The organism is Ruegeria sp. AP11 (assembly GCF_056535865.1).
The window spans coordinates 2,807,917-2,834,230 of record NZ_JBQFJB010000001.1 but is presented as its reverse complement, the minus strand read 5'-3'; the positions used below and the strand labels follow the sequence as shown (position 1 = coordinate 2,834,230).

The 26,314-nt window shown below is 58.1% G+C and carries 33 protein-coding genes and 1 tRNA gene; 20 read left to right on the top strand and 14 right to left on the bottom strand.

Annotated features, from left to right (window positions below; all coding sequences use genetic code 11):
* Positions 1–46 precede the first annotated feature (46 nt).
* Complete coding sequence (ygfZ, locus tag ACR3E4_RS14140; RefSeq protein WP_480529684.1) at positions 47–784, top strand: CAF17-like 4Fe-4S cluster assembly/insertion protein YgfZ; 738 nt, start codon at positions 47–49, stop codon at positions 782–784.
* Positions 785–870: 86 nt separating this feature from the next.
* Positions 871–1,815 (top strand): ABC transporter transmembrane domain-containing protein, encoded by a 945-nt coding sequence (locus ACR3E4_RS14135; RefSeq protein ID WP_480529686.1) that lies wholly within the window; start codon positions 871–873, stop codon positions 1,813–1,815.
* A gap of 57 nt (positions 1,816–1,872) precedes the next feature.
* Here ACR3E4_RS14135 and efp read toward each other — a convergent pair whose 3' ends face one another.
* Positions 1,873–2,436 (bottom strand): elongation factor P, encoded by a 564-nt coding sequence (gene efp, locus ACR3E4_RS14130; protein WP_480529688.1) that lies wholly within the window; start codon positions 2,434–2,436, stop codon positions 1,873–1,875.
* A 219-nt stretch (positions 2,437–2,655) separates the two neighbouring features.
* On the opposite strand from efp, the gene ACR3E4_RS14125 reads away from it, so the two are divergent.
* Positions 2,656–2,976: a DUF6280 family protein gene (locus ACR3E4_RS14125; protein ID WP_298847297.1), complete on the top strand. Its 321-nt coding sequence runs from the start codon at positions 2,656–2,658 to the stop codon at positions 2,974–2,976.
* A gap of 72 nt (positions 2,977–3,048) precedes the next feature.
* Here ACR3E4_RS14125 and ACR3E4_RS14120 read toward each other — a convergent pair whose 3' ends face one another.
* Positions 3,049–3,618, bottom strand: a complete 570-nt coding sequence (locus tag ACR3E4_RS14120; RefSeq protein WP_480529690.1) for a cobalamin biosynthesis protein CobQ — start codon at positions 3,616–3,618, stop codon at positions 3,049–3,051.
* A gap of 59 nt (positions 3,619–3,677) precedes the next feature.
* Between ACR3E4_RS14120 and ACR3E4_RS14115 the strand changes: the two genes are divergently transcribed.
* Positions 3,678–5,135, top strand: a complete 1,458-nt coding sequence (locus ACR3E4_RS14115) for a cobyric acid synthase (RefSeq protein WP_480529692.1) — start codon at positions 3,678–3,680, stop codon at positions 5,133–5,135.
* Positions 5,136–5,138: 3 nt separating this feature from the next.
* On the opposite strand, the gene ACR3E4_RS14110 is transcribed toward ACR3E4_RS14115, so the two are convergent.
* The 3 genes from ACR3E4_RS14110 to ACR3E4_RS14100 all read right to left on the bottom strand — a co-directional run bounded on the left by ACR3E4_RS14110 (position 5,139) and on the right by ACR3E4_RS14100 (position 8,119).
* Positions 5,139–5,876: a hypothetical protein gene (locus ACR3E4_RS14110; protein WP_480529694.1), complete on the bottom strand. Its 738-nt coding sequence runs from the start codon at positions 5,874–5,876 to the stop codon at positions 5,139–5,141.
* A gap of 74 nt (positions 5,877–5,950) precedes the next feature.
* Complete coding sequence (locus ACR3E4_RS14105; RefSeq protein WP_480529696.1) at positions 5,951–7,369, bottom strand: TolC family outer membrane protein; 1,419 nt, start codon at positions 7,367–7,369, stop codon at positions 5,951–5,953.
* Positions 7,370–7,465: 96 nt separating this feature from the next.
* Positions 7,466–8,119, bottom strand: a complete 654-nt coding sequence (locus tag ACR3E4_RS14100) for a protein-L-isoaspartate O-methyltransferase family protein (RefSeq protein WP_480529698.1) — start codon at positions 8,117–8,119, stop codon at positions 7,466–7,468.
* A 225-nt stretch (positions 8,120–8,344) separates the two neighbouring features.
* Here ACR3E4_RS14100 and ACR3E4_RS14095 point away from each other — a divergent pair.
* Positions 8,345–8,418: transfer RNA gene (locus ACR3E4_RS14095), tRNA-Cys, on the top strand.
* Positions 8,419–8,486: 68 nt separating this feature from the next.
* Here ACR3E4_RS14095 and ACR3E4_RS14090 read toward each other — a convergent pair.
* The 3 genes from ACR3E4_RS14090 to ACR3E4_RS14080 are packed head-to-tail and all read right to left on the bottom strand — an operon-like array spanning position 8,487 to position 9,925.
* Entirely contained in the window at positions 8,487–9,518 is a 1,032-nt protein-coding gene (locus ACR3E4_RS14090; RefSeq protein WP_480529700.1) for a site-specific integrase, read from the bottom strand.
* Positions 9,515–9,706 (bottom strand): hypothetical protein, encoded by a 192-nt coding sequence (locus ACR3E4_RS14085; protein ID WP_480529702.1) that lies wholly within the window; start codon positions 9,704–9,706, stop codon positions 9,515–9,517. Before ACR3E4_RS14085 ends, ACR3E4_RS14090 begins: the two co-directional genes overlap by 4 nt.
* A gap of 24 nt (positions 9,707–9,730) precedes the next feature.
* Positions 9,731–9,925 (bottom strand): Arc family DNA-binding protein, encoded by a 195-nt coding sequence (locus ACR3E4_RS14080; protein WP_480529704.1) that lies wholly within the window; start codon positions 9,923–9,925, stop codon positions 9,731–9,733.
* An 84-nt stretch (positions 9,926–10,009) separates the two neighbouring features.
* Here ACR3E4_RS14080 and ACR3E4_RS14075 point away from each other — a divergent pair, with 84 nt between their 5' ends.
* On the top strand, positions 10,010–10,324 hold the full coding sequence (locus tag ACR3E4_RS14075) for an Arc family DNA-binding protein (protein WP_091429061.1): 315 nt from the start codon (positions 10,010–10,012) through the stop codon (positions 10,322–10,324).
* 2 nt (positions 10,325–10,326) lie between these two features.
* On the opposite strand, the gene ACR3E4_RS14070 is transcribed toward ACR3E4_RS14075, so the two are convergent.
* Positions 10,327–10,968, bottom strand: coding sequence for a hypothetical protein (locus ACR3E4_RS14070; RefSeq protein WP_480529707.1), 642 nt, complete (start codon positions 10,966–10,968; stop codon positions 10,327–10,329).
* Between the two features lie 158 nt (positions 10,969–11,126).
* On the opposite strand from ACR3E4_RS14070, the gene ACR3E4_RS14065 reads away from it, so the two are divergent.
* On the top strand, positions 11,127–11,339 hold the full coding sequence (locus tag ACR3E4_RS14065; RefSeq protein ID WP_480529709.1) for a helix-turn-helix domain-containing protein: 213 nt from the start codon (positions 11,127–11,129) through the stop codon (positions 11,337–11,339).
* 292 nt (positions 11,340–11,631) lie between these two features.
* Here ACR3E4_RS14065 and ACR3E4_RS14060 read toward each other — a convergent pair whose 3' ends face one another.
* From ACR3E4_RS14060 to ACR3E4_RS14050, 3 genes are all read right to left on the bottom strand, one after another.
* The gene (locus ACR3E4_RS14060; RefSeq protein ID WP_480530577.1) at positions 11,632–12,327 is read right to left on the bottom strand and encodes a TOPRIM nucleotidyl transferase/hydrolase domain-containing protein; all 696 of its coding nucleotides are present in this window, start codon (positions 12,325–12,327) and stop codon (positions 11,632–11,634) included.
* Between the two features lie 6 nt (positions 12,328–12,333).
* Complete coding sequence (locus ACR3E4_RS14055; RefSeq protein WP_480529711.1) at positions 12,334–13,338, bottom strand: ATP-dependent nuclease; 1,005 nt, start codon at positions 13,336–13,338, stop codon at positions 12,334–12,336.
* Between the two features lie 226 nt (positions 13,339–13,564).
* Positions 13,565–13,888 (bottom strand): hypothetical protein, encoded by a 324-nt coding sequence (locus tag ACR3E4_RS14050; protein WP_480529713.1) that lies wholly within the window; start codon positions 13,886–13,888, stop codon positions 13,565–13,567.
* 163 nt (positions 13,889–14,051) lie between these two features.
* On the opposite strand from ACR3E4_RS14050, the gene ACR3E4_RS14045 reads away from it, so the two are divergent.
* The 13 genes from ACR3E4_RS14045 (at position 14,052) to ACR3E4_RS13985 (ending at position 24,867) form a co-directional block, all read left to right on the top strand.
* On the top strand, positions 14,052–14,378 hold the full coding sequence (locus ACR3E4_RS14045; RefSeq protein WP_050673810.1) for a hypothetical protein: 327 nt from the start codon (positions 14,052–14,054) through the stop codon (positions 14,376–14,378).
* A gap of 64 nt (positions 14,379–14,442) precedes the next feature.
* On the top strand, positions 14,443–15,021 hold the full coding sequence (locus tag ACR3E4_RS14040) for a lytic transglycosylase domain-containing protein (RefSeq protein ID WP_260100775.1): 579 nt from the start codon (positions 14,443–14,445) through the stop codon (positions 15,019–15,021).
* A complete protein-coding gene (locus ACR3E4_RS14035) occupies positions 15,021–15,311 on the top strand; it encodes a TrbC/VirB2 family type IV secretion system protein (RefSeq protein WP_260100776.1) in 291 nt (96 codons plus the stop codon). The genes ACR3E4_RS14040 and ACR3E4_RS14035 overlap by 1 nt, the downstream gene beginning before the upstream one ends.
* 7 nt (positions 15,312–15,318) lie before the next feature.
* Complete coding sequence (locus tag ACR3E4_RS14030) at positions 15,319–15,597, top strand: VirB3 family type IV secretion system protein (protein WP_480529716.1); 279 nt, start codon at positions 15,319–15,321, stop codon at positions 15,595–15,597.
* Positions 15,587–17,953, top strand: coding sequence for a VirB4 family type IV secretion/conjugal transfer ATPase (locus ACR3E4_RS14025; RefSeq protein ID WP_480529718.1), 2,367 nt, complete (start codon positions 15,587–15,589; stop codon positions 17,951–17,953). Before ACR3E4_RS14030 ends, ACR3E4_RS14025 begins: the two co-directional genes overlap by 11 nt.
* A 179-nt stretch (positions 17,954–18,132) precedes the next feature.
* Positions 18,133–19,245 (top strand): lytic transglycosylase domain-containing protein, encoded by a 1,113-nt coding sequence (locus tag ACR3E4_RS14020; protein ID WP_480530579.1) that lies wholly within the window; start codon positions 18,133–18,135, stop codon positions 19,243–19,245.
* Entirely contained in the window at positions 19,242–20,021 is a 780-nt protein-coding gene (locus ACR3E4_RS14015) for a type IV secretion system protein (RefSeq protein WP_480529720.1), read from the top strand. The genes ACR3E4_RS14020 and ACR3E4_RS14015 overlap by 4 nt, the downstream gene beginning before the upstream one ends.
* Before the next feature lie 4 nt (positions 20,022–20,025).
* Positions 20,026–20,676, top strand: a complete 651-nt coding sequence (locus ACR3E4_RS14010) for a VirB8 family type IV secretion system protein (RefSeq protein ID WP_480529722.1) — start codon at positions 20,026–20,028, stop codon at positions 20,674–20,676.
* 3 nt (positions 20,677–20,679) lie between these two features.
* The gene (locus ACR3E4_RS14005; RefSeq protein WP_480529724.1) at positions 20,680–21,375 is read left to right on the top strand and encodes a TrbG/VirB9 family P-type conjugative transfer protein; all 696 of its coding nucleotides are present in this window, start codon (positions 20,680–20,682) and stop codon (positions 21,373–21,375) included.
* On the top strand, positions 21,368–22,681 hold the full coding sequence (locus ACR3E4_RS14000) for a TraB/TrbI/VirB10 family type IV secretion system protein (protein ID WP_480529726.1): 1,314 nt from the start codon (positions 21,368–21,370) through the stop codon (positions 22,679–22,681). Before ACR3E4_RS14005 ends, ACR3E4_RS14000 begins: the two co-directional genes overlap by 8 nt.
* A 2-nt stretch (positions 22,682–22,683) precedes the next feature.
* A complete protein-coding gene (locus ACR3E4_RS13995) occupies positions 22,684–23,679 on the top strand; it encodes an ATPase, T2SS/T4P/T4SS family (protein WP_480529728.1) in 996 nt (331 codons plus the stop codon).
* Positions 23,672–23,848, top strand: coding sequence for a DUF4177 domain-containing protein (locus ACR3E4_RS13990; protein WP_169730823.1), 177 nt, complete (start codon positions 23,672–23,674; stop codon positions 23,846–23,848). Before ACR3E4_RS13995 ends, ACR3E4_RS13990 begins: the two co-directional genes overlap by 8 nt.
* A 20-nt stretch (positions 23,849–23,868) precedes the next feature.
* On the top strand, positions 23,869–24,867 hold the full coding sequence (locus tag ACR3E4_RS13985) for a TrbL/VirB6 family protein (RefSeq protein ID WP_480529731.1): 999 nt from the start codon (positions 23,869–23,871) through the stop codon (positions 24,865–24,867).
* 58 nt (positions 24,868–24,925) lie between these two features.
* Here ACR3E4_RS13985 and ACR3E4_RS13980 read toward each other — a convergent pair whose 3' ends face one another.
* Positions 24,926–25,867 (bottom strand): reverse transcriptase family protein, encoded by a 942-nt coding sequence (locus ACR3E4_RS13980; RefSeq protein WP_480529733.1) that lies wholly within the window; start codon positions 25,865–25,867, stop codon positions 24,926–24,928.
* Positions 25,848–26,153, bottom strand: a complete 306-nt coding sequence (locus ACR3E4_RS13975; protein ID WP_058239044.1) for a helix-turn-helix transcriptional regulator — start codon at positions 26,151–26,153, stop codon at positions 25,848–25,850. Before ACR3E4_RS13975 ends, ACR3E4_RS13980 begins: the two co-directional genes overlap by 20 nt.
* Positions 26,154–26,314 lie beyond the last annotated feature (161 nt).

Below are 26,314 nucleotides of genomic sequence, written 5' to 3'. Positions count from 1 at the left end.
CGATCTCCTATATCACGAGGCCAGACCAGATGACGAGGATCAACCCATGCCCAATCGCCGCATTCTGCGCCTGTCCGGCAAGGACACCGACAGCTTTTTGCAGGGCCTGATCACAAATGATGTGCAGCGGTTGAAGGACGGGCTTGTCTATACCGCGCTGCTGACCCCGCAGGGGAAATATCTGGCCGATTTCTTTTTGAAACGGGACGGTGATGCGGTCCTTCTGGACGTTGCGGATGAATTGGCCGATGGGCTTCAGAAGCGCCTGACCATGTACAAGTTGCGCGCAGACGTGGTGATCGAAGGTACGGACCTGAACCTGCAACGCGGCACCGGTCCCGCCCCCGAAGGCGCCCTGCCCGACCCGCGCCACCCGGATCTGGGTTGGCGCGCCTATTCCGCCGCCGCCGAGGGCGATGATGGCACCGATTGGGACGCGATCCGGGTGCGGCACTGCATTCCTGAAACCGGGATCGAGCTGACTCCGGACAGCTACATTCTGGAATCCGGTTTCGAGACCCTGAACGGTCTGGATTTCAAGAAGGGCTGTTATGTCGGTCAGGAAGTCACCGCCCGCATGAAACATAAAACCGAGTTGCGCAAAGGGCTGCGTGTGGTCGATATCTCAGGCACCGCGCCTGCGGGCGCCGAGATTACGGCGGCAGGGAAGCCGGTTGGCACGCTTTTCACGCAATCCGGTAACAGGGCCATCGCCTATTTGCGTTTTGATCGGGCTGGCGGAGAGATGCAGGCGGCAGAGGCCACGCTGCGGCTGGCCGAATGACCTCATCCGACTAAGCCCCGGAAAAGGTTTGAATATGTCGGGCTGTGCTGTCAGACTGGAGCCAGTTCAGTCATACAGGCACAGACATGTTCCAACTCTATCGTGCGATCTGGCGGGCCAGCGCCGGGCGGCAAATCATCCTGATCGTGTTGTCGATTGCAATCGCCGCCCTTGCCGCCGTTCCGTTGGAATTCCAGCGCGATATCGTGAACCACCTGACCTCTGACAACATCAGCGCCGATCGCCTTGCCCTGTTGGGCGGCGGGATGATGGCCGTCATCGTGCTGAGTCTGGCGCTGAAGTGGCTGCTGGGATACCGCGCCGGAACGCTGGGAGAGGATCTGATCCGCATGATCCGGCAGCGGCTGCTGGTCCGCGCCACGGACCTCAGCGAAACGGGCGAAACGCTGCGCAAGGGGACAATGACCACGGCAATCTCGGCCGAGGCGGAAGAGTTGGGGAAATTCGCGGGCGGCGCCTTTTCTGACCCGGTGGTGCAGATCGGCACGTTGATCAGCGTCATCGGCTATATTTCATCCACGCAGCCGGGACTGGGGCTGATCGCATTTTCAATGATCCTGCCGCAGATCATCATTGTGCTGATGTCACAGCGGAAAGTGAATGTGTTCGTGGCCGAACGCGTCCGCATTCTGCGTGGCGCGACGGACAAGCTGACCATCGAGCAGATCGACCAGATCTCGCAGGAGGTCGAGGCGTTGTTCGACGACATCTACGAAACGCGGCGCAGGATGTTCATCTGGAAGCTCTCGGCCAAGTTTCTGCTCAGCGTGATCAACGGGGCGGGCACTGTCGGGGTACTGATGCTGGGCGGTTATCTGGTGCTTGAGGGCAGAACCGATGTCGGCACGGTCGTTGCAGCCACAAGCGGGCTGGCCCGCATTCAGGGACCAACCGCGTTCCTGATCGCGTTTTACCGGCAGGTCAGCGCCAATCGCATCAAATACGAGTTGATGCTGGAACTGTTCGGCCCCAACCCTGAACAATATCGCCACATCCGACGCCACCAATAAAAAAGACCGCATCGGCCAGCGCCTTGCGGTCTTTCTTCGCGATGGTAGAGCGCAGATTTAGGCGCGTTCCGAATATTCCATGGTCTCGGTGTTCACCACGATCATCTCATCCTGACCGATGAAGGGCGGAACCATGACCTTGACGCCATTGTCCAGAACCGCAGGCTTGAACGAGTTCGCAGCGGTCTGACCTTTGACCACCGGCTCGGTCTCGACGATCTTGCAGGTCACTTTCTGAGGCAGCGTGGCGTTAAGCGCTTCGGCCTCGTAGAACTCGACGACGATGGTCATGCCGTCCTGCAGAAACGGGCGACGTTCGCCCAGCAGTTCAGCAGGCAGCTCAATCTGCTCGTAGGTCTCGGCATCCATGAACACCAACATGCCATCGGATTCGTACAGGAACTGCTGATCCTTCTGCTCAAGGCGCACACGCTCGACCTTGTCAGCCGACCGGAATCGTTCGTTCAGCTTTGATCCGTTGCGCAGGTTGCGCAGTTCGACCTGTGCAAAAGCACCGCCTTTGCCGGGCTTTACGTGGTCAACCTTAACCGCAGCCCACAGCCCGTCGTTATGCTCAAGCACATTGCCGGGGCGAATTTCGTTCCCATTTATCTTGGGCATGACTTAAATCCTTCACAAACGGTTGATGCGTCAGTTGCCGTCCCTATATCTGGCGGGACACCACCTGACAAGACAACGAGACCTAGTGCTGCACGCGCAGCGAGCCATGCAAATGACGCAACGCAACTATGCATTTTAGGTGTATCCGAATCGCACTTTATCGGTCATAAGGACCGCCACGCCGAGAAATGCAAGAGCAAGAAAAACAAGGAAGACGAGATGAGAGATTTCGTTGACGGCACTGCCTTTAACAACGAGCAAGGCAATCGTGCACGCAAACTTTTCGCAGCCGTCGTACTGGCTGCTCTGGATGATGCCATCGCTGATGACAAGAAATACGGCAATGGTCCCGAACAAATCGCCCGCTGGGCCCGCTCGCGCGATGGGCGCGAGGTGCTGTCCTGCGCCGGTATCGACCCGAACGAACGTGTTGTCGATGGCCTGATGGATTTCGTGGGCCGCGGTGTGCGGACCTCGGTCGCGCTGTCGCGCGAAGAAAGCGAACGCCGGAATGCAGCGCAACAGGCCGAAGCCGCCTGATCAAGCTGGAAATTTCGTGAAAAAAGCGCGCCCTTGCAATGGGCGCGCTTTTTCTTTGCCCGCAGACCCGGGTCAGAAAAACAGCAGCCATTGCCTTGCGACCCAAAGCTCGGCGGCGAGCATCAGCGCAAATGTCAGCTTGGCCGAGATCGACAATCCCCGTCGCCAGAGCACCCCATAGGACGCGATGCAGATGACAATCGAGATCGGCGCGATCCACAGTGCGTGGTGCCCGCTGTCCCAATAGCTGACCGGACTGTGGAAGACCCAATCGCTGAGCGGCCAGAACTGTGGCCGCCCGTCCCCGGCGTGCAGAACGAAATCCAGCGTCAGGTGCAGCAGACCTGCAGACGCTGCAATACTTAGCAGGTGCCAGCCGCGCCACAGCCCCAGAGCCAGACCGATCCCCCAGAAGAAAAAGGAATTGTCGATGGCAAACACCGTCTGCCAGGCCTCTGAGTAGTAGAGTTGTCCAAACACAACCTGCTCGGGGATGTTGAGCAGAAACAGTGAGACGCCCGCCATCAGATACAACGACAGGTCGGGCAGCAGCGATCCCGCAACTGCGGCCGACAGGACAGGCCCTCGGGCCGGGCGGGCAAAGGCGGCGGCACCGATCAAAAGATGCGCGGGGGTGTTCATCTGGGCTTTTCCTTTGCCCTCAAATCAGGTCATGTGCGCGTCAACATAGGAGAGTGACCATGGTGCGGTCCATCATGATTCAGGGCACCGGCAGCAATGTCGGAAAATCGGTTCTGGTTGCCGGGCTGGCGCGCGCCTATACGCGGCGCGGGCTGCGGGTGGTGCCGTTCAAGCCGCAGAACATGTCGAACAATGCCGCCGTCACCGAAAACGCGGGTGAGATCGGTCGCGCGCAGGCGCTGCAGGCGCGGGCCGCGAAACGGCCAACCCATACGGACATGAACCCAATCCTGCTGAAGCCCGAAACCGACACGGGCGCGCAGATCATCGTGCAGGGCCAGCGTGCGGGCACGATGAAGGCGGGGGATTATCGCAAGGACAAATCCAAACTGCTGGGCGCCGCGCTGGAGAGCTTTGACCGCCTCTGCGCAGATGCCGATCTGGTTCTGATCGAAGGCGCCGGAAGCCCTGCCGAGACCAATCTGCGCAAGGGCGACATCGCCAATATGGGCTTTGCCTGCGCCGCGAACGTACCCGTGGTGCTGATTGGCGATATTCATCGCGGGGGTGTGATTGCGCAGATCGTCGGCACTCAGGCCGTGCTGGAGGATGATGATCTGGCCATGATCCGGGGTTTTGCCGTCAATCGATTCAAAGGGGATGTCTCGCTGTTCGATGAAGGGCGGGACGACATTGCCAACCGGACCGGTTGGCCCTGCCTTGGGGTAGTGCCGTGGTTCCATGACGCGTGGAAGCTGCCCGCCGAGGACATGATGGATATCCGCTCACATGCAGGTGGCGACTGCAAAATCGCAGTGCCGCAGCTGGAGCGTATGGCGAATTTCGACGATCTCGATCCGCTTTCGGCGGAACCGGGCATCACCGTCGAGATCATCCCCGCCGGTCGCCCCCTGCCCGGCGACGCGGATCTGGTGCTGCTTCCGGGCAGCAAGTCGACTATCGGTGATCTCAGCTATTTCCGCGCTCAGGGCTGGGATATCGACCTCTATGCCCACGTGCGCCGGGGTGGTCATGTGCTGGGGCTGTGTGGCGGATATCAGATGCTGGGCAAAACGATCTCGGACCCCGATGGCGTGGACGGTCGCCCCGGTACGGTCGAAGGGCTGGGTCTGCTGGATGTCAGCACCACCATGGCCGGTCAGAAACAGGTTACGCTGCGCAGCGCGACCGCCCTGCCGAATGGTGAACCGGTAAGCGGTTATGAAATCCACATGGGGCGCACCGACGGGCCGGATTGCGCCCGCGCCTGGCTGCAGGTCGAAGGACGCCCCGAGGGTGCGGCCAGCCCCAATGGCCGGATACGCGGCAGCTATCTGCACGGAATTTTCGCATCGGATGCGTTTCGCGCCAGCTATCTGGCGCAATTGGGTGTGACCGTAGAAAACGCATACGAGGACGGGGTCGATCAGGTTCTGGACGACCTGGCCGATCACCTGGAACAGCACATGGATCTGGATCTGCTGCTGGCGCTGGCACAGGAACCCCGGCGCGGCTAGCGGTTATCTGGTTCCCTGCCCTGCCAGCGCACGGGCGATTTCGCGCCGGACCATTTTCCGCAGGTTCCGCGTAATCCGTTCCCCGAGCGCGCCCTGCAACTCTTCCCGAACGATCTGGGCCACAAGCTCGCGCAACTCGTCTTCGCTCAGGTTCAGCGCTGCGGACGAACTGGCCTGACCACCGGCAACTGCCGGGTCGCGCACGAAGGTCGCGACCGGCTCTGCTTTGGGCTCGGAAGATTTAGCCTGGGTGAACCCGTTCTCTACCGGCCACTCCACGGCCTTTGTCTTGGTTCCCGAGTATGCGTCGTCGCTTTCGCCATCGGGTTCCCATTGATCCTCGGTCCGCGCGATCGCGGCCTCAAGCGCTTCGATCTTGGCGCTCAAACTGCCGGCCAGATCGCGCTGGGGTGTCTCCGCCTTAGCACCCTCTGGACGCACCGCGTCACTGGGTTGCAGGCGCATCGGTTCGTCAGGGGACTTGGGTGCATTCGCCGCCACCGCAGGTGCACTATCGCGGGCGCTGTGCTGCGGCGTCAGTTTGAGAGGTGCAAGCTTTTCCGGTCTCAGCGGTTCGTCGCTTACCCGCAGCGCATCGGTCAAAACCAGCCGACCCGGCTTGGGCGCCGGAGCGGTCGGGATAAAAATAAACTCTGATTCCTCGTGGGTTTCTTCCTTGACCAATCGCTTGACCGACGAAAGAACGTCCTGAGAACCGGTATTTACAACACTATCTGACATAATTCACTACCGCTCTAACCTTGGGCCCGATTGTAGCCAATCCGGACCCACACCACAACCGATAGTGATGTCACTCAGTCGCGGCGCAACGCCTTGAGCACCCGATCCAGATCCCGGCTTTGCTTGCTGACCCGCGCCGGAGCCTTCTTCACCAGGTTGTAATACAGGGTCGGATCATAGATCTGCACCGCCAGCCCCAACCGCTCGGCCGTCAGCAGGCCCTGGGCCTGCAGCAGCTCATACGCGGCACGAGACCGTTCTGTGCGTGACGCAACCTCGGCCAGTTGGGCATCCAGCAAATCCTGCTGTGCGTTCAGGACATCTAATGTGGTCCGTGCGCCCAGTGTCGCCTCTTCCCGGATACCGTCGAACGCCACCTGCGAGGCGCGAACCCGCTCGGTCGATGCACGCAAACTGGCAGAGGCGGCCTGGAAAGCCGCGTAGCGGTCGGTCACACCTTGAGTGATGTCCTTCTGGACGTTCAGCAGATTGGCGCGCGATGCATCGCGTGTGGCCATCGCCCGACGCACGGCTGCGGCCAGACCGCCACCGGAATAGATCGGCTGATTGAAGTTCAGAGAGATCGTAGCGTCGTTGATATAATTGTCGTTGTCATAGCTTTCGGTGATGCCCGCATCTGCATTCAGGCTGACATTCGGACCCAGATTGGCGCGTTGCTGTTGGACGATCAGGTCCAATGCGCGCACCTGATGCTGCGCGGACAGAATGGCAGGGTGGTTGCGTTGTGCCAGATTGATCGCATCTCCTTCCGAGCGCGGAAGGTTTGGCAATCTCGGCTGGCCCGCGGTGCGTCCCGGCGCCTTGCCGACTGCATTCACATATTCGGCCTGCGCAATGCTCAGGTTACCACGCGCAACCGCCAGATCCGCTTGCGAGCTGGCAAGCTGTGCTTCGGACAGCGCGACGTCGGTCCGGGTGACCTCACCAACTTCGAAACGATCCTGCGAGGCGCGCAGTTCCTCAGCCGATACTTCGACGTTGTTCTCGCGAATCGCGACGGTTTCCTCCTGCAGCAACACGCCCAGATAAGCATTTGTCGCACGGATCAGGACTTGCTGTTCGATATCAATCAGTGACTGGCGTGTGGACAGGACGGTTTCCTGCGCAGACTGTTTGCCCAGAACCGAGGCACCGCCGTCATAGATCAACTGGTTCAGGGTCAGACCGCTGAAAAAGTTTGAAGGCTCATTCGTGGTGACAATGCCACTGGTCCGGGACCGCGTGTAATCTTGGCTCACCCGCACCGTCCAGTTGATGATCGGACGCAATGCAGACAGGGCAATCGCGACATCTTCATCAGCCGCACGCAACAGGGCACGGTTCTGTTCAAGCAGGCCGCTGGTGTTATATGCACCGATGAACGCATCGGTCAGATTGTCAGCCCAAACCGGTCTTTCGGGCACCGCACTGAATGCAATGCCAGCCACCAAAGCCAATCCTTTGACCAGCTTTCCTGTTGCTGTCCCGCGCATCACCAAATCCTCTCAAATCGAAATTACGCAACCACCAAGGCAGTTTGCGCCGTTGTTTTCAAGTAATCAAGGCGTCAAAAAACTTCTGTTTCTCAACTATAGCGAAAATGCACACTCAGCGCAAAAAGCAGGCAAAACCGGAGCACTGGCGTTGAAGGCAAAGCGCCAGGACACGCGGCCCGACGATTTATGGCCGATGCGGACAGTACCCAAATCACCGTCCATGAACAGGCAGACGATCCGACCCTGATCCTTCAGCTGATCCAGCAAAGCGTCCGGCACCTGCTCGACCCCGCCCTGGATCATGATTACATCATAAGGTCCGTGCTCGGCCGCGCCCTGCTCCAACGGGCCGGTGTGCACGATCGCATTGTCGGCATCCGCCTCCATCAGCAGGGTCTGCGCCTCTGCCGCCAGATCTTCATCCGCTTCGACCGCAACCACCAGTTCCGCCATACGCGCGGCCACCGCAGTCGAATACCCAAATGCCGGTGCGATATCGAGCACCACCTCGTCATTTGAAATATTCACCGCATCCAGCATCTTAGCCAGCGTGCGCGGCTCAAGCAGGCAACGTCCCGTACCGAGATCGATCAAATCGTCGGCATAGGCAGCCTCGCGCTGGGAATCCGGCACGAAATTCTCGCGCTTCACAGTCAGCATAGCGTCGATGATGGGAAATTTGGTCACGTCCGAGGGTCTGACCTGCGTATCAACCATCGTAAGGCGTCGGGCCGCGAAATCTGTCATGTGATCGCTCATTCTTTTTCGCTCAGTTACCGGGCTTGTGCCACATCCGCCCCCCTGCGGCAACGGGCCAGAGTACAATTCCGTCCGCGGCAAAAAAGTCCTGCCTGCCAGGCGTCAATTTTCCAGCCAAAGACCCCAGAATCGCGCGTTAACCTCTGGACCTTCATATTGAAAGCTGTTAGAACGCCGACCACACCACGACAAGTGATTGATTTCACTAAGAAAGGCGAGTTGGCGGAGTGGTGACGCAGCGGATTGCAAATCCGTGTACACCGGTTCGATTCCGGTACTCGCCTCCAATAAAATCAATGACTTGCGTCATCCTACCTCTCCTTCACTGCCGTTTTTGAAACAACCGTTGAAACTTTCACGTTTCGCTCTTGCTTCGTTCCATTTGATTTCTCGCCTCTTGAGCGCGCTTCGCGAGTTCCCTTTGCCGGATCGGCCCGCCGTATTTTTTCAGCATCTCAACGCCTGAGTGCCCGGTGACAGCCTTGACCATCTCGTCATCACATCCAGCCAAATAAAGCTCGATCGTCGCGTTTTTCCTGAGCCCGTGCGTTTTGTAGTAGCTCGCCTTCTCATGCTTCATCTTCTTTTTGATGGTGCGCATTTCCTCCGCAACGATACGGTAGCTCACCGGTCGACCTTTAGGGTCGGTCACGACAGTGCCATCCGTTCGCGCGAGTCCGTCGAGATGGGCCTTGAGGCGATCCGTGAGCGGGATCCACAGCGGCTTGTCGGTTTTGCCTTGAGTGAAATCGAATCCCTCATCCGAAAAGTGCGCCCACTTCATCTTCACGACATCGCCAATGCGCTGGCCCGTGCCAACGCAAAGCTCGTAGACCAGCCGCGCGCGTTTTGAAGCCAGGGCTTCGAACTCTGCTCGAACATCATCTGGCCAAGGCTCCCACCCGTCGCTTTGCTGCTTGAATAGCGGAATGCCCTTCGCCGGATTGCCATGCTCTTTCTTGATAAAACCAATCAGACGGGCGTGGTTCATCAAGACGACCATGACCTGGACGAGATAGTTGGCTTGCCGCCAGTGATCCGCATTGGCGCGGTGCAATTCGTAAATGTGATGGGTTTCGATCCTGGCCGGGTCTTTCTCGGCCCAGATCTCACGAATGTGGCTGATGTAACGCCGGTAGTCTGATTTCGTCCGGGGCTTCAGCTTCTCATACGCGTCGCTCTCATAGTAGCTGAGGATCAGCGCCTCGAAATTGCGCTTCACCGGTGCTGGCGCTGGCTTGCCCTTTAGCAACCGATTGTAGTGATCCCAAAATTCCGGAGTGCCCGCTTCCTCATGCATCATGACTGAGATGCCACGCGAACGCCGGATGAACCGGAGATATCCCCTGTCATTGTAGACGTATTTTGGCAGGCTCTTGCGGGTCATTTGCCCATTCTCAAGTCACTGTTGAGGAAGTCGTCCGCTGCCTCTGGCGCGACCATGTTCGCATCGACGATGACACTGCCATCAGGCTTGATCTCGAACTTTGCGCGCTGCCAACCTGCCTCCCGCGCCTCGCGGATAAAGGCTGAGGCCGCTTGTTTCGCTTTCGTCTGTACACTTGCTTTGGTCATCTTTCCGGCACCTCTCTCACATCGTTAACAACACGCATTATCACCCTGATCCATATTGATATTTCCAATTGCACCGGGGACGGAACGTCTGTCCTTAGCTGCGCGAATGGCGCGGATCACTTCTGAGTTTTGAGAGTTGCCATTCCGATCGGACTCCGCCTTGATCCACTCTTTCAGCTCTTGCGGAAGCCGAAGCTGCATTGGTTTACGACTGTTCATGAAACGCCTCCAGGTTGAAACCACATCCCATTAGTGGCACTTAGCCACTATTGCGTCAATCGCTTTTTATGGCACAGTGCCACCATGCCAGATCAAAGCTCTCAAACTCAGGATAAATTCATCGTGCGTCTGCCCGACGGCCTGCGCGATCGAATACGCCTCGCAGCCGAGGCCAACCACCGCAGTATGAATGCCGAGGTTGTTGCCCTACTCGAAGAAAACTACCCGGCTCCTGTGCCGGAAAAACTGGACGACCCCGCCGCTCGGCTTTTGTTTTGGCTCGCGAAACGCATCCGCCGAAGAAACCCGAAGCCTGGAACACCAAGGGACAAGCAGGCCGCCCTGTATGAGCGCATTGCAGGCGATATCGCGGAACGAATGAAGGACATCGGCGAATAGCCTTAGTAGGCTACCCACTCATATCCGTGGTTGCCCTCGTGATCTTCCCATTCAACACCCACCCCGCGCCGCCAATTCGATGATGAGCAGCGCCGTGACGGCAGGACCCATTGCGGGGCGGCGGCTGGCGTCGTGCGTTGCCAGCCGAATTCGCCCTGCGTGCCGTAGGTCCCGAGACGCATGTTGTAGCTCTCAGAGCAATCATCGTCGCGACCGCGCTCGCGATGGCTGTAGTACCGAACATCCCAGACGCGGATCGAGCGGACAAAATCAAATTCCAGACCGCTGATGTCGATATCGGCACCACCTTCGACCACCTGTGCCAGAATGAATTGGCCAAGCGTCTGACCTAATTCGTCGCTGGCCTCCCAGACCCTTGGGGCCGTACTTTGCAGAGGCGCACGCTCAGAAACACCCATCGGGCAACGCCAAATTTGCAATGGCGGCTCAATTGGCCAGGGCGTGATCCGACGGATGAACACGGCTCGGGCATGGGCACATTCTGCTGACGCGGGCCACCCACCAGCCAGGCAAAGCAGAATGGCGCAGTCGACCTGATAGGCCTTCGCCGCCTGCGGGGCCACGGTTGAAAGCAAGGCCACTACAGTTCCGGCGGTCCAATTTCTGATCAGTCTGCGCCACATATCAATAAATGCCTTATGACTACATTATCATACTATTGATACGATACCTCCAATCCCGACCTTCACACCATATGCGAGCATAGGGTTTGTTATGCTCGCGTGCGTTTTGTGGAATATACTCCGTAGAGCGGTTCTTGTGATCTGGCCGAATAGAGGCCATGAAACTACGGGAACGAGTAGGGTTAAATGTCCGGAATCTAAGAAGTTCCAGAAGATTGAGCCAAGAACAACTAGCTTTGGCTGCGGGGGTTGATCGCAGCTATATCAGCGAGATCGAACTCGCCAAAAATTCAGCATCAATCGATGTTCTGGAGCGGATAGCGGATGCTCTCGATGTCGATCCCAAGGAATTGTTTAACGAGAGGGGCTAGTTTTGCCCAAACTTGAGGGTGTTCGCACAACGGCCGAAGCCGTCGGCCGTATATCTTGCATCAAAACAGGTGAAGAAATTGGCCTTCTGTATCGCTGGGACAACGGTGAGACGCAGGCCGCGATTTTTGAGGACGGCTCAAGCGCTTCGCCAGACTGCCAAAATCAGGTCACTGAACCGAGCCTTTCCGCAACGAGCAGCTAATGAACGGAAAGAGCACATCTGGGTGGAACTTTGCGCTCGCTGAAGCGACGGCCGAAGGCTCGGCTCTAAGAACGAATCCGTTGATAAACCTACACCTTTGATTGCTTTATTTTTTCAGGCAGTCCCCGCCTTATCCTTTTGTATGAATTAGGAAGGCCTCGTGGATGCAGCCCTCTGGTCGCTCCAAGGACGGAATCCTGACGCTTTAGTTGTTTTCTGCGATTAACTAGAATTCCTTCGGCTGAACGCTCTGCGGCGGGTATGCCCAGCCTATCATATAGAATGTTCTTGGCCGTCTCTGAGCCGACAAGGTCAATGTCCATCGACCAGCGGAAGCAAAACACGCCAACGGCTTCAAGAAGCGGCATGGCACGTGAGTGGTTGGTGAAGAAGTATTCGAGCAGTTGCTCCCTCGCCCCCTCATCGGGCAACATTTCTTCGATGAGGCATGAGTCTTTGTACTCTCGCCTGTATCGAGGGAAACCGTTGGCGTCGCGGCTGGAGGACAACTCATCGTTTAGGTAGGGCAAGAAATAATCCTTGTCGACGACGGACGCAAAATTGATCCTCAGCTCTCTAAGTAGATAAAAAGCGTGCGGCAGTGAGTCGACGCTATCTAGGCTGATGATAGACACACTGTGTTCCGCAAAACTTAGCCCACCGTCTTCTGCCAAGTAGCGCACCAGCTCCGCATCGATCGGGCCCTCGGTTAGGACCACGTAGTCGGCGAAGAAGAAATCGGAATTTCGTCGGCGATGAAAGTTATAGTATCTTTCCCTATCGATGCCCTTTTATGCCCAGAACCCGCCCGGCAGCTGGGTAACTGTGATTTCAAACCCGCGAGTATTGGAAGAAACCCTTCGGCAAAGCGCGACCTCTTCGTGTTCTAGGCTGTCGAGCATTACGGTCGAATGGGTAGTGAACAGCACCTGAAGCGGGAGTTCCTTTAACGCCGCAAGTAGTGATAGCTGAGCTTGGGGGTGCAAGTTCTGTTCAGGTTCCTCGACTCCCAAGATGTATGTTCCACCCAATGCTTCGGCCAGATAGGAATATAGGCCGATTGCAGCAAGGCTCTGGGTGCCGCTTCCACAGTCGGAAATGTCCACCGATGTCTGTCCATCCACGACGCGCAAAACAAGATCTTGAATCAACAGGCCGTAGTCAGGGGGCGAGGAATAGTCCAATTCGAACTCAAAAGATCCGTTGAGGTGGGTAAGCCCTCTTAGATGCTTGCTCAGCCCCTTGAAGGTGCGTTCCTTAATGATCGTTGTGGCGTTCGCCACCTTCGGAGAGATGTTGTCCCTCTTCTTTGTGTAGTCCTTCACCCAGGTTTTTACCGCAGCTTGAAGAATGCTTTCTTTGCCCCACTTAAACACGGCTTCGGTGCGAGCCACAGGAATGTAGACATAGCGAATGTGAGATTTCAAAGCTTCTAGAAAGCCTTGCGGAGGCGTCTGCCAAACCCCGTTATTAAACAGCTCCCAGTTGGCCGTCTTCTTGTACTTCAATCGAATTCGAACACTGCTGCCACCGGCGACTGCCCTCGGTAAGTCACACGCTGGCGGGGTGTCCGAAAACTCCAAATCAATAATAGCCGTCGATGTCTTCTGAAAAGCATGCCTGGATGCTTCGAAATGCTCACGTTCATCTTCAAAATTGAAGAAGGCATTAAGTGCCCGCAAGATTGAAGATTTACCGCCACTGTTCTGACCTACCAGCGCAAGCTCCATCCCCACATCGATCTCGGCCCTCCGGATACCCCTGAACTTCTCAATGCGAACTTTTTCAAGTTTCAAAATACCCTCACATGAAAACCGTTTTTTTGCGCCTCCGATCTTCACGCAAAAGTTGCGTAAGTCCACCTTTGAGTTTTGAGTAGTTGCACTGAAGGAGCAATAGGCGAGCGCCGAAACGAGTCCATTTCATGCGAGCCCGTCACATCACTGATGTGAACTGCGTTGCGAAGAAGCCTACAAACAACACCGACAGCGTTCTGAGCTAAGTGCGGCCATTGCCGCACAGCTATCGAACGCCAGCATCCTTCCCCGACGAAAAGTTTGTTTGTCTTCCAGCATCCAGAAGCTCCAAAACGCGCGCGTAGTCTTCACTGGCTGCGCGCGCCTGCTCAAAAACCTCTCGCCGCTGCTGATCCATGCAACGGAAGTACCGCTCGACATCGGTAAAATAGGTCTCCGCATCGCGCCTCAACAAGTTAGCATAGGCCCGCACGTCGCTGGCATTGGTCGGCATCCAAGGCGGCGTAGGCGGCAAACAAGTGCCCGCAATCGCGGCAGAACCCCAGCTCAGAACGACCATAACCGCCCATGTTTGTTTCAAAAGCGCCATATTATCTTGGCTCAACCACTCCGTTGCAGTAAATTTGTTTCAACGCATGAAGGGTGCAACACTGCAAATTACACCTGTTGATTGCAAGATTATAATATTGTATCGGTTCGGTAGTCCATGAGGGACTGCCGGGCTAATGCATAATTCTGCAAGGCTCGATCCTATGAATTTGATGCAAGACGCCCCCAATGTTGTCAGTGAAGACGGGCTGCGCACGTTGCTTGCCGAGGGTCATTCGGCGGATGTGGTGTGCCGGGTTACGCCCAAACGTACAGGTGCTCAGTGGTCCGGAGTTTGGACCGTGCATTGCGTCTCGCCAGATGGCGAGACGCGTCGCCTGCTCGTCACCGCGCGCAACAACATGGCAGCTCGGGAATTCAAGACAATCAACGGCTTATCCAGCTTCCTTGCTGGCCTTGGTGTTTCGATTGTCTCGATCCCGATGCTTGAAGGCAAGATCGCCTCACACAAGCTGGACGACGCGGGCTAAGACACTTGCCCTCCTTGCAGCAATCATCGCTGCACCCGCCTATTCTGAAGGCTTCGTACTTTCCATGCGGGCCGATGGCCAGCTGGAGACCAAAGCTCCCCAATCAGGTTTTACACAAAGCTACATCGACGGGATTGGCGCGAACCCACCAGAGCTGATCGTATTCGCAGCGCCAGAGCCTGAAGCTCCCCCTCCTGCACCCGCCCGCGCAGTTCCCCGCCCCGAAATCCTCGTAGCCATTGAACGCACCGCGCATCGCTATGGCGGACACCCCGCGCTGCGCCGCGCGGGTCTGTCGGTGACGGAATGGCAGGCGCTCTTCCAAGCCAGTATCGAAATCGAAAGCGCCTATCGCCCGACTGCGCGCAGCTCAGCTGGTGCGATCGGCCTCGGGCAGTTGATGCCTGCGACGGCCGCGCAGCTTGGTGTGGATCCGAATGACTGGCAGGCCAACCTCGATGGATCCGCCCGCTACCTTTTGATGATGCTGGCGCAGTTCGGCACGCCCGAACTCGCGCTCGCCGCCTACAACGCGGGGCCTGACGCCGTCGCGCGCTATGGCGGCATCCCTCCCTACCGAGAAACCCAAAATCACGTGCGTCGCGTCATGGCCGTGCGTGACCGACTGACTGGAGCCTCCTGATGCACATTCAATTCCGCACGATCCTGTCGCTGGCTATGGCCAGTTTGATGATTGCCAACCCGGCCTTTGCGCAGAGCATCGACCTCTCGCCGGTGCAGAACCTGTTGCAGGGCATCGTCGACACGATCACCGGCCCCTTGGGCATTGTGATCGGCACCCTGGCCCTAATTGGCGTATTCCTCTCCTGGCTCTTTGGCATTCTGGATTTCCGCCAAGCCCTTTGGGTGCTGGTGGCCATTGCGGGCATTGCAGCTGCGCCGACCATCGTGACCGCAATCTGGGGCGCGTAAATCCGGCATGGCAACGCACACCCGCCTCTTTCTGGGCCTGATCCGGCCACCAAAGCTCATCGGCTTGCCGATCATGTATGCCATGGTTTGGCTCTTCGGGTTTGTGTTGCTGTTTCTCTGGGTTCAAAGCTGGCCGGTGATCATCATCGCCGCTCTGGCTTATCCAACGCTGTGGAAAGCAGCGGATTGGGATCCGGCCTTTCTTGAGGTGATGGTCACTGCCCTGCAGGAAACGCCCCCGACGCCAAATCGCAAGATCCATTCGGGGGACAGCTATGCTCCATGACCCCTCGGATGATCTCGCAACGCTGCCAGGCTGGGCGCGCAAAGAGCGCCCGATGGCCAGCATGCTACCCTATGTCAGCCTTGTGAATGATGTGACGATCCGCACGCGCGGCAATGCGCTGTTCCAGTGCATCCGTCTTGATGGCGTCAACAGCATGACCAGCGATGACGCGCATTTGGAGAAGATCCGCGCGCTCTTCGCTGCAATCATCGCACAGATCGGGCTGGAGTACAGTTTCTACGTACACAAGGTTTCAAAAGCGATCGAGACCGCCTTGCCACCAGTGCCCAATGAGGGGTTTGCCCAGAGGCTAGACAACCGCTGGCAAGCGGCCATGGCGCAGGCGGGCCTTCGGGACAAGACGCTCACACTCACGGTCCTGAAACGTCCGCCCCTCGGCGCGCGGCTGCGCCTGAAACGTTCAGACTCAATCGCACAGATGAAAGACCAGACAGCCAAGCAGCTGCGCAAGCTCGAGGAGGTCGTCGGGTTTTTACTGTCGTCCTTTGCAGAGATGAACCCGCGCCTGCTCGGCGCTGAATGCGGCGAGCTACTCGGGTTTCTTGGCGCGCTCAATATCGGCCAAGAGCGACCGCTTTTCGCCAAATCCCGCTTTGGCGTCATTGCCGAAGATGTAGCCAACACCCGCATCACGTTTCAGGGGCGAGGCTTTACGCTCGATGATGGGACGGCAGGCAAGCGGTTTGGCACCAGTTTCGCGATCAAGACTTATCCAGCCAAAACCAGCTGCACCATGTTCGATGAGCTGAGCCTGCCCGTCGACATGGTGGTGACCCATTCCTTCACGCCGATCAACAGCAACATCATGGCCAGCCGGATCAAGCGCCAACAGCGGCTGATGAAGGCCAGTGATGATGGTGCGATTTCCCTCGCCGAAGAACTGGTCGACGCGCTGGACGATCTTGAATCCAAGCGCCTCAGCTTTGGCGATCATCACATGACGGTCACGGTTTTCGCCGAGACCGAAGAAAAGCTTGAAGCGATAGCCGCCGAGGTGCGTAACATCGCCGCCAGTGAAGGCGTCAATCTGGTGAACGAGAGCTTTGCGGCTCGGACGCATTATTTCGCGCAGCATCCGGGCAATGGGCAGATGCGCAGCCGCAAGGCCGCAATCACCAACACGAACTTTGCTGACCTCGCTGCGCTGCATCGTGGTCAACTGGGCAAACCCGGACACAAATTGCCTTGGGGCAAACCAATCTCCCTGTTCCCGACGCCCGAACGCTCAGGCTTCCTGTTTAACTATCACGAGACGGGTCAGCCGAACAAAGAACCGACCGGCGGGCATACATTGATCCTCGGCCGCCCTGGCTCTGGCAAGTCAGTGCTGTCGGCCTTCCTCATGACCCAAGCCCGTCGCTGCGACGCGCGCGTGTTCGTTTTCGACTATCGAGCGGGTATGGAAATGGCCGTGCGGGCCAATGGCGGGCGCTACAGCGCCATCAAGGCAGGTGAAGCCACAGGTCTCAATCCACTGCGCACGGAAATCGACGGGCGCGGGCAAGCCTGGCTTTCTGATTGGCTGGCCACGCTGCTGCATCGCGCCGACAAGCCCCTGAGCCCGGTCCAGATCAACCGCATTCAGGAAGTGGTGCGCCAGAACGCCGGAGCCAGCGATGCTGCTCTTCGCAACTGGCATGATTTGGCCTCACTCTTTGTCGCGGGGGCGGATGAAGGCGATCTGTTCGAGCGGATTCAGGAATGGACCGCAGATGGCCGCTATGGCTGGATCTTCGGGCAAAGCTCTGAGGATACCTTCTCGCTCGATGGTCATGTCGTGGGCTTCGACCTTACCGGCATTCTCGACAGCGAAAGCGAAAAGGAACGCATGGCCGTCCTGTCCTACCTGTTTCGACGGGTCGAACGCGTGATCGAGGATCGCAAACCGACACTGATCATCATTGATGAAGCCTGGAAAGCGCTGGATAACCCCTATTTTGCAGACCGGCTCAGCAACTGGCTGGTCACTGCGCGCAAACAGAACGCAGTTGTCGTGATGATGACCCAATACGCAAGCCAGCTTGAGAAAACTCGAACTGGCAAAACGATTGTCGAGGCCGTTCCTACGCAGCTCTTGCTTCCCAACATCCGCGCCTCGGCCAGCGACTACGCCATGCTGGGCCTCACTGAAAAAGAGCTGAGCGTGCTCCTAGGAACGTGCAGCAACTCCCGTCTGGCGCTGGTGCGCGATGATCAAGGCTCGGTGGTGATCGACGCCGATCTGAGCGCCCTTGGCCTTTACCTCACGATCCTTGGCGGCATGGAAAAAGGCGAAGCATTGGTCGGCGCGGATTATCGCCAAAACCCCGATTTTTGGAGACAGATTGATGCGTAGACTTTGCGTGCTGACCCTCACCCTTTTGACCATGACAGCCTGCGCCGAATACCGGCCGTCAAAGGCAGAGTGCTTCAACTCGTTTGCAGAGGTCAGTCGCAGCAACTGCAATTTTGAGCTGCTCGGGCCGATTGGTAGTCTCAGTGAATAAGCACCGCCTGCATATCCTTGCGGGCTTGATGTGGTTCGCCACGCCTATGGCCTTTGCCCAAGGCGTGCCGACCTTCGATGCGGGCATGTTCTTGCAGCGCGAGCGCGTGTTGCAACAGGGCGAACAAGATCTGGCGCTGCAGCGGGATCGGTTGACCACAGAAGAAGAGCTTGAGGCGCTCGAGCAGGAACAACTCCAGGCACTGGAAGCCATCCTCGATGCCACGACGTTGGCCAGCGGGAATTCCGGCACACTGGTCGCAAGCCTAGAAGCTGGTTCAACACCTGAAAGCGCGACAGCTAGGCTTTACGGTCCGGTGGACCCGAACCCGGGTGCGGGCCAGATGTTCGGCGATGCCTCTGGCTCGATCGAACAGCTGATCATACGCGCGGCTCAGGAAACGCACCATATGTCCGGCGTGCGCTCAGCGGGCCTGTCGCCCAAGCAATGGCGCTGCCTGTTGCAAGCGCTGATCTGGCAGGAAAGCCGCTTCACCATCGGCGCGCGCTCGCCTGTTGGTGCATTCGGCCTGACCCAGATCATGCCAGGCACAGCACAGGATCTCGGGATTTACCCGGCCTACTACGAAAACCCCTATATCCAGGTCACGGGCGGCGCGCGCTATCTGGCGCAAATGCTGGCCATGTTTGACGGCAACATCATTCACGGGCTGGCCGCCTACAATGCAGGTCCCGGCAACGTGCAGCGCTACGGCGGCGTGCCACCCTTCACTGAGACCCAACACTACGTTCAGGTGATCCCCGAGCGCTACAATCTCTACCTTGCCCGCGTCGGCGGCGTCGATGCGCTTGGCACCATCGATCCCGTCTTGCTCGCAAACTCGACCATGAGCCTCACCTCTTTCGGCGCAGGGGTCTATGGCGATTACTCCTTGGTCTCCGTGCAAGCGGCCGCGCTTCGGGTGCAGGACATCATCACCCGCATTGGCGAGACAGATGACATTCACGCGGCCATGTCGCTCAACACCTATGCGCGGGCCGAACTCGCCCGCCTGATCGCGATCCGTACGCGCCTCAAGGCCGCCCATACCCGCCCGCTCAGCGCGGCAGAGCTGGCCATGGCGGCCGCGCAAGCCCGCGAACAAGACTTCATGAAATTCGATTTGGAGGCACTCCGATGATCCGCTTTCTTTCTACCGTTGCCACCTGCGCATTGCTGGTTGCGTCCTCTGCATCTGCCCAAGGCGTTCCCACGGTCGACACACGCAACATCGCCCAAGAAATTCGCCAGCTGCAGCAGATGCTGGAGGACTTCGGGATCCAGACCGACCAGCTCGACACGCTTCTAGAACAGCTCGACCTGGTGCAGCAGCAACTCGACACACTCAACGAGACCTACGCCGCCCTGACCGGCGCGACGGACATCATTGAGATGGCCATGGGTGGCGATCTCGATGGGCTTTTGGACCAAGAGTTCGGCGATCTCCTTGGCACCATCCGGCAAATCCAAAGTGGCGATTTCAGCGGTCTGATCGGCAACGCCGCCCCTCAAATGGAAGGCCGCATGACGCAAGCCCTCGAGGATGCAGGCTTTGATCAAGACACCCTCTCTGACATGGCCAGCAGCGGCAATCCTGGTGCAGAACGCATTGCCAGCCAGGCGGGCACCGGGGCGGTGATGTCGGCAGCGGCTGAGAACAGTTACGACGAGGCCGCGCAATCCCTTGAACGGGTCGAGCAGCTGGTCTCCCTGATCCCAGACATGGAAACGCTCAAGGAAGCCGTCGATCACAACACTCGCGTCACGGCCGAATTGGCCATTGCTATGACTCGCATGTGGGAGCTCGAAGCCATTCAGACCGTCGGCGCGGGCCAATCCGGCGTGGTGGATGCCGCCACCCTGGCCGAAGAGCGCCGCTACATGGACTTCACCCTGCAAGACCTGCGCGCGGACTGATCCTATGAACAGTGAGGCAGAAGTCATCGAAGAGGAGCTCGTCTACGGCGCACGACGACGCGAGCTCATGTGGCAGAAACTGGGGCTGACAGGCATGGGCTTTGGCATGGCAGGTTGCCTCGCCGCTGCCCTCGTTGCCCTGTTCGACGTGGACCCGCCGCCCATTATCGTGCCCTTTGATAGCGAAACCGGCATAGCCCTCCCCAATGCCATGGTTGAAGCGGTCTCACTCACGGAACGCCCCGCTATCATTGAGGCACAGGTCTACCGCTATGTGATTGATCGAGAGACATACAATCAGCTCGACAATGACTTGCGGGTGCGGCGGGTCCTGGACCAGTCGGACGGAGCTGCGGCCGCAGGACTGCGCGCGCTCTGGACCAGCGGCCATGAGGCCTATCCGCCGGACAGCTACGGCACAGATGCCCGTCTTGATGTCGAGGTTCTGTCGATTACCCATATCAGCGCCAATCGTGCACAGGTGCGCCTGCGCAAGCGGCTCTACTCGCCACGCGGCAGTCAAAACGGGCTCTTCACCGCAACCCTGATGTTTGAGTTTCGGCCCGAGAATAGTCGGTCGATCGATGATGTCTGGCAGAACCCCTTCGGCTTCACTGTCACCGAATACGCGATCCGTTCGGATCGCTTGGAGTAACCAATGCGCTGCCTGTTCCTGACCCTCACCTTCCTAATTCAGCTTGCTGGCAACGCCCATGCAGAGACACAGCCGCGCCAAGGCCCCTATGATGCCCGCGTCCGGCTAGCCACCTATCAGGATGGGCAGGTCTATCGCATCCGCACCAGCCTGACCCATGTGACCAGCATCGAGTTTGGCCAAGGCGAGACCATCCGCTCGATCATTGCAGGTGACACCGAAGGGTTTCTCCTGGACGGCGTGCCCGGTGGCCAGGCCTTTGCGATCAAGCCAGTCTCGCGCGGCGCGCATACCAACATCACCGTCTATACCAACCGGCGCAGTTACTATTTCAACGTGACCGAGGCGAGTTCACCGACCTTCTACGTCATTCGCTTCACCTATCCTGAGGCTGCCCCTCGGCAATCCCGTGTGGCAACAAACCGACCCGCGAACCACGCCTATGGCGTCAGCGCACGATCCGAGATCACCCCACGCGAGATTTGGGACGACGGGACCTTCACCTATTTCCGCTTTGCCGCGAACGCGCCGCTACCTGCGATCTTTCGCTGGTCAGGCGGCAATGAGCGCAGCGTGAATGCGCTGGCGCGGCCAGACGGTGTGATCCGCGTGTCAGGTGTCAGCAATCGATGGGTTCTCAGGCTCGGCGAGGACGAGATCTGCGTACAAGAGATGAGCGAGGCAAACCACTATGAGTGAAACAGCTGAGCTTAAGAAGCGCCTCGAAGCGCTTGAAGGAAAACCACAAAACCGAAAGGCGCGGCCGTCGGCTGCCAGTATTGCCCTGGGCATTGCGGCAATCTCTGCCCTTGGCAGTTTATTGCTGTTGTTCTCAGGTGGCTCTGAACCCGACAGCCTAGAAACAGCCTCACCGGATGAATTCCAGGCAGCGGGACCGGGTTTTGGTACGCTCGAGCCCACGCCTGCGCCGATCGACACATCCGAACCGCCGGAGCCGGAACCGGACAACGAAACAGACGAGCTGCGCGCGCAAATGGATGCAATGCGGTCAGAACTCGACGCCCTGCGTAACGCACCAGAACCTGAAGCCCCAGCCGTCGACACAGAAGCGCTGGACACCTTGGGCGCAGAGATCGATGCCCTGCGCAGTGAGGCCGCTGCGACGCAAACCGCCCTGCGCGAGGAGCTGGAAGAACGTGCCCGACAAATCCAGCGACTGCAGAATGATCTGGAACTTGCACGCCTAGAAACCCCACGCACGCCTGCTCCAACCGGCCCCACGGCCGAAGAGCTGCGTCTTCAGGAGCTCGAGCGGCGGCGGCAAGCCGAACTTGAGGAACTCCAAGCCCGTATCGCCAGCCCAATCATCGCCTTTGGCGGTTCGGGTAACGGCAACAATGAAACCACCGCGCAGCAGCGGCGACTTGATGGCGACACAGACTTTGTCCGCAACGGCGCTGAACCTGCTGAAGTGACGCAAGCCCAGTTGATCGTAAACCCGTCAAACACCGTCGTTCAGGGCACAATGATCCAGGCCGTGCTGGAAACCGCAATCGACAGCTCTCTCGCCGGTCAGGTCCGCGCGATGGTGTCTGAAGATGTCCACGCCTATGACGGCTCACGGGTTCTGATCCCGCGCGGCGCGCGTCTGATCGGGCGGTATCAATCCGGCCTCGACATCGCGCAACAACGCGTGACCATCGCCTGGGACCGGATCATTCTGCCCAGCAACCAGACCGTCGAAATCAGCGCCTTCGGTGGCGATGAATTGGGCCGCTCCGGCACAACCGGCTTTGTCGACAGCCGCTTTGGCACGCGGTTCGGGTCAGCCGCCCTAATATCGCTGATCGGAGCCTTGCCCGCCGTGGCCGCCAAAAACACCGTAGATGAGATCACCTCTGATGTGCTCGAGGGCATTGGCGAAGACCTTCAGGACAGCGCGCAAAGCGTGATTGGCGAATATCTCTCCGTCTCGCCCGTGATCTATGTCGATCAAGGTGCCCGCGTCACCGTGATGGTCGACCGCGATCTGGAGATTTTTTGACCATGGCGGCCAGCTATCTGCAAAGCTCGATGGACAAGATCCCCGAGGCGCGTGACCCCAAGCTGATCGAGCTTTGCATCAACCCTGACGGCACGCTGTGGGCCGAGTTTCAGGGGGATCACTTTATGCGGCGCGTCAGTCGACGGCTCTCGCAGAACGAGATCAAGGACTTGGGTAATCAGATTGCGTCCGCCGCGAACACCACGCTTAGCCGGACCAAGCCTATCGTCTCGGTCAGCATCGCCTACCGCGACCGCCCAATCCGAGCGCAGGTCATCCAGCCCCCCGCTGTCGATGGCGGCTACGCGATTTCGCTGCGGTTCTTTGCGGACCTGCCATTGGACCAGATCAAGCTGTCTTACTTGTTCGGCAAAGAACGCAGCAACGAGGGTGCAAGACGCAAGCGCAATGCCGAGCTGCGGGATGTCGTGGCCACCGGCGATATCGACGCCGCGATCAAGTTCTGCGTCACCCACAAGCTCAACATGATCGTGTCCGGCGGGACCTCGACCGGCAAGACCGTCACGGCGCGCAAGATCCTCTCCTTTGTGCCAGCCGACGAGCGCATCATCACAATCGAAGAGGCCGCCGAATTGCGTCCGACGCAACCCAATGTGGTCACGCTGATGTCTGACCGCGACGAAGCCATGCGCAGCGCTGACGTCCTGCTGACCTCCACACTGCGCATGCGGCCGGACCGTATCGTCTTGGGTGAAGTACGCGGCAAAGAGGCCATGACCTTCCTCGAGGCCATAAACACCGGCCATGGTGGCTCACTCACCACACTACACGCCGAGACACCGCAACTGGCCGTCCAGCGCCTCGCCATCGCCGCCCTGAAAACCGATGTGCCCATGACTTACCAGGACATGAACGACTACATCACGCGCTCGATCGATGTGATCATCCAAGCCGGTCGCCATGAAGGTGCGCGCGGCATCACCGAATTCTACCTGCCGGTTGATCCGGCCCATTCAAAGGAAACAGCCCATGTTTGAATACAAGATTGAACAGATCAACACCGCCAAGACAAAGCCTCCGAAGATCGAAGCGCAGCTGACGGCCCTTGGTCAGGATGGCTGGGAGCTGGTCTCAGTGGTACCGGATTTCGACGGCGAACATATTCTGAAGGCCTTCATGAAACGTCGCACCAGCGCGAGCGCCTAAAGCAGACCGAGGAAGATCCGATGGGCGTCGTCACCTGGATGGTTGAGACAACCGACAACTTTCTGGACGACGCGGCCCAAACCACTTTTGGAAACGTCGCGGGTCAGCTCGGCGGCGTCATTGCCGTAGCCTCGACGTTGGCTGTGATCGGCGTCTTCCTCAACATGGTGTTTCAGTACAAATCCATGGATGGGCGGACCGCGTTCTGGTTCGCCCTCAAGCTCATGCTGATCTCCCTCTTTGCGATGAACTGGGTCCAATTCAATGCGGTGGCGAGCGCGCTGATCGATGGGCTCGACCAACTCGCAGGCGGCATGGTGGCGGGGCTTGGCGGCGGCGGTGCAGGTGCATCCTATTTTGCAGAGGCCTTCGACGATCTTATCGAAGAATTTGGTGACTATCTGAACGCGGCCGGTGACAACATGCATTGGATGGCCGGAGCCCTGATCGGCGCGATCGGCGCTTTCCTCCTCGGCGTGATCGGCGCGCTCTGCGGCCTTGTCCTGATCTTCGCCAAGATCATGCTGGCCTTCATGATCGGCATCGCCCCCATCATGATCGCACTGTCGCTGTTTGATGTCAGCAAGGACTATTTCCATCGCTGGCTGTCCAGCACGGTATCCTATGCTCTCTACCCCCTCGTGATCGCCGGGGTGTTTTCCACGGTCGTTGGCATGTCCCGCTCGCTCATGACTGAACTAGGAGACCCCTCTGGCGCGAGCAACATCGGCGCGCTGGTGCCCTTCTTCATGATGATGTTCCTCGCAGGCGGCATGATCATCGCCACCCCGCTGATCGTCCGCTCAATCTCAGGCAACTTCATGATGGCCGGAACGCCGAGCATTCCCAGTCCTGGCGGGTTCGCCAAGGGTTTGATCGGAACCAAGGGCTCACGGGCGCGGGCGCGGTTTGGGACGAGGTCAAATGCTGAGATCGCCGGGGCGGGACTACGCCAGGCGGGCGGTGCGACTGTCTCGATGGTTCAGCGGGTGGCTGAGCGTGCGAAGCGGTTGGAATAGAGCTCTCAGCCCGAAATGGTTTTCAAAAGCCGCCAAACAAAGGTTAGCTGTGAGCCCGTCAGAACTTCGGGTTTTCCACTTGTTTCCGTTGAGAAATGCGCCCTGCGATTTGATTTTCGGTTCGCTCCCGGACCTTCGGATTTCTAATCAACGCGCGTTGTTGCTTCAATTCGGCAAGCCGTTTTAGTTGACGGTTCGGTAGATGGGTAGCTCCATCCTTTACAATAACTCCTGTTATATCGGCGGGAGCATTGATCAAACTCACTTCCTTCGCGTCCTTCAATCGAAGCCCGTTGCTGAAGATGAGCTTTTTGATTTCCCAGATCAGCGCTTTAGGCACTACGTCGCCAGAAATCGTTATATCGTCTGCATAGAGGCTTAGTTTACACCCTTTCGCCCTCACCAGCTTTTCGACGGCAAGCCAAATATGGCTGTTGCTGTAGTAGGCTAGGATCGGGCTACAAGGAGAGCCTTGGGGCAGGCATCCACCCAGAGTTACGATGTGAACCAAAACGGCGGTTACGTCCCGAGAGCATTCAAGCTCCCGATGGAAAAATCGGGCGACGTTGTTGGCTGAACAACTTGGGAAGTAGTCCGCGACGTCCAGTAGCCAGAACGCCTTGGCCTCTTTGTGGTGCGCTGCGTTTTCGACGTATGAGCGTCCTTTTACAGGGCTGAAAAGGAACTCTGGGGCTTTGACACGCCCCAGAAGATCACCAATGCGGCCTTGCATCGCTTTAAGCTTCGGGTCGGGAATGTCGATAGGGCGGTAGTTCTCCGCCTGTTCCGGCGTTGGAGGGTGTTTCAGCCACGCGCTTTTTTCATCATCCTTTAGCTTCTTGTACTTCCAGCGGCGGACGTAGAGGTCATTGCGGTGGCTGATCTCGTCCAAGGTATCGGCGGACACTCTTAGAAGCTTGGCCAGTTGCTTCCGGCTTCTGAGGCGGAAAAACGGGCTATCCTTGAGTTGGTAACCCTCTCTAGGCTGCATCTTCGGCATCTGCTTTCCTTTCAACGAAACGCAGAATGTCGATGACCTTGCCTGCAATTTTTGAACGGATTTTGTCGCCAGACTTGGCGTTAGGCAGCTCTTCCGCAAAGAACATGATAGAAGAAACCGGAATTTTGAACTCTGTCGCATATCTCTGGATCAGATCGAGCGAGGGGGATTTGTTACCCTTTTCGATCTCCGAAATATGGGACTTCGAGACGCCGAGTTTTTCCGCCAGTTCGACCTGTTTCAAGTCATGGAACACTCGGATCAACCTTAGTGCTTCATGTATCATAGTTTCATCCCGTTTGCCTTTCCCGCTTAGACATTAGGCGGGCGGCGATTAGCCGGGCGATCCGAAAATCGCCATCAACCACCGGACAAGCCGGTAGATGAAGATAGCCACCCTAAGGATGACCATCACGGTGCGAGGGTTCCGGAGTTTCCTCCAAAACC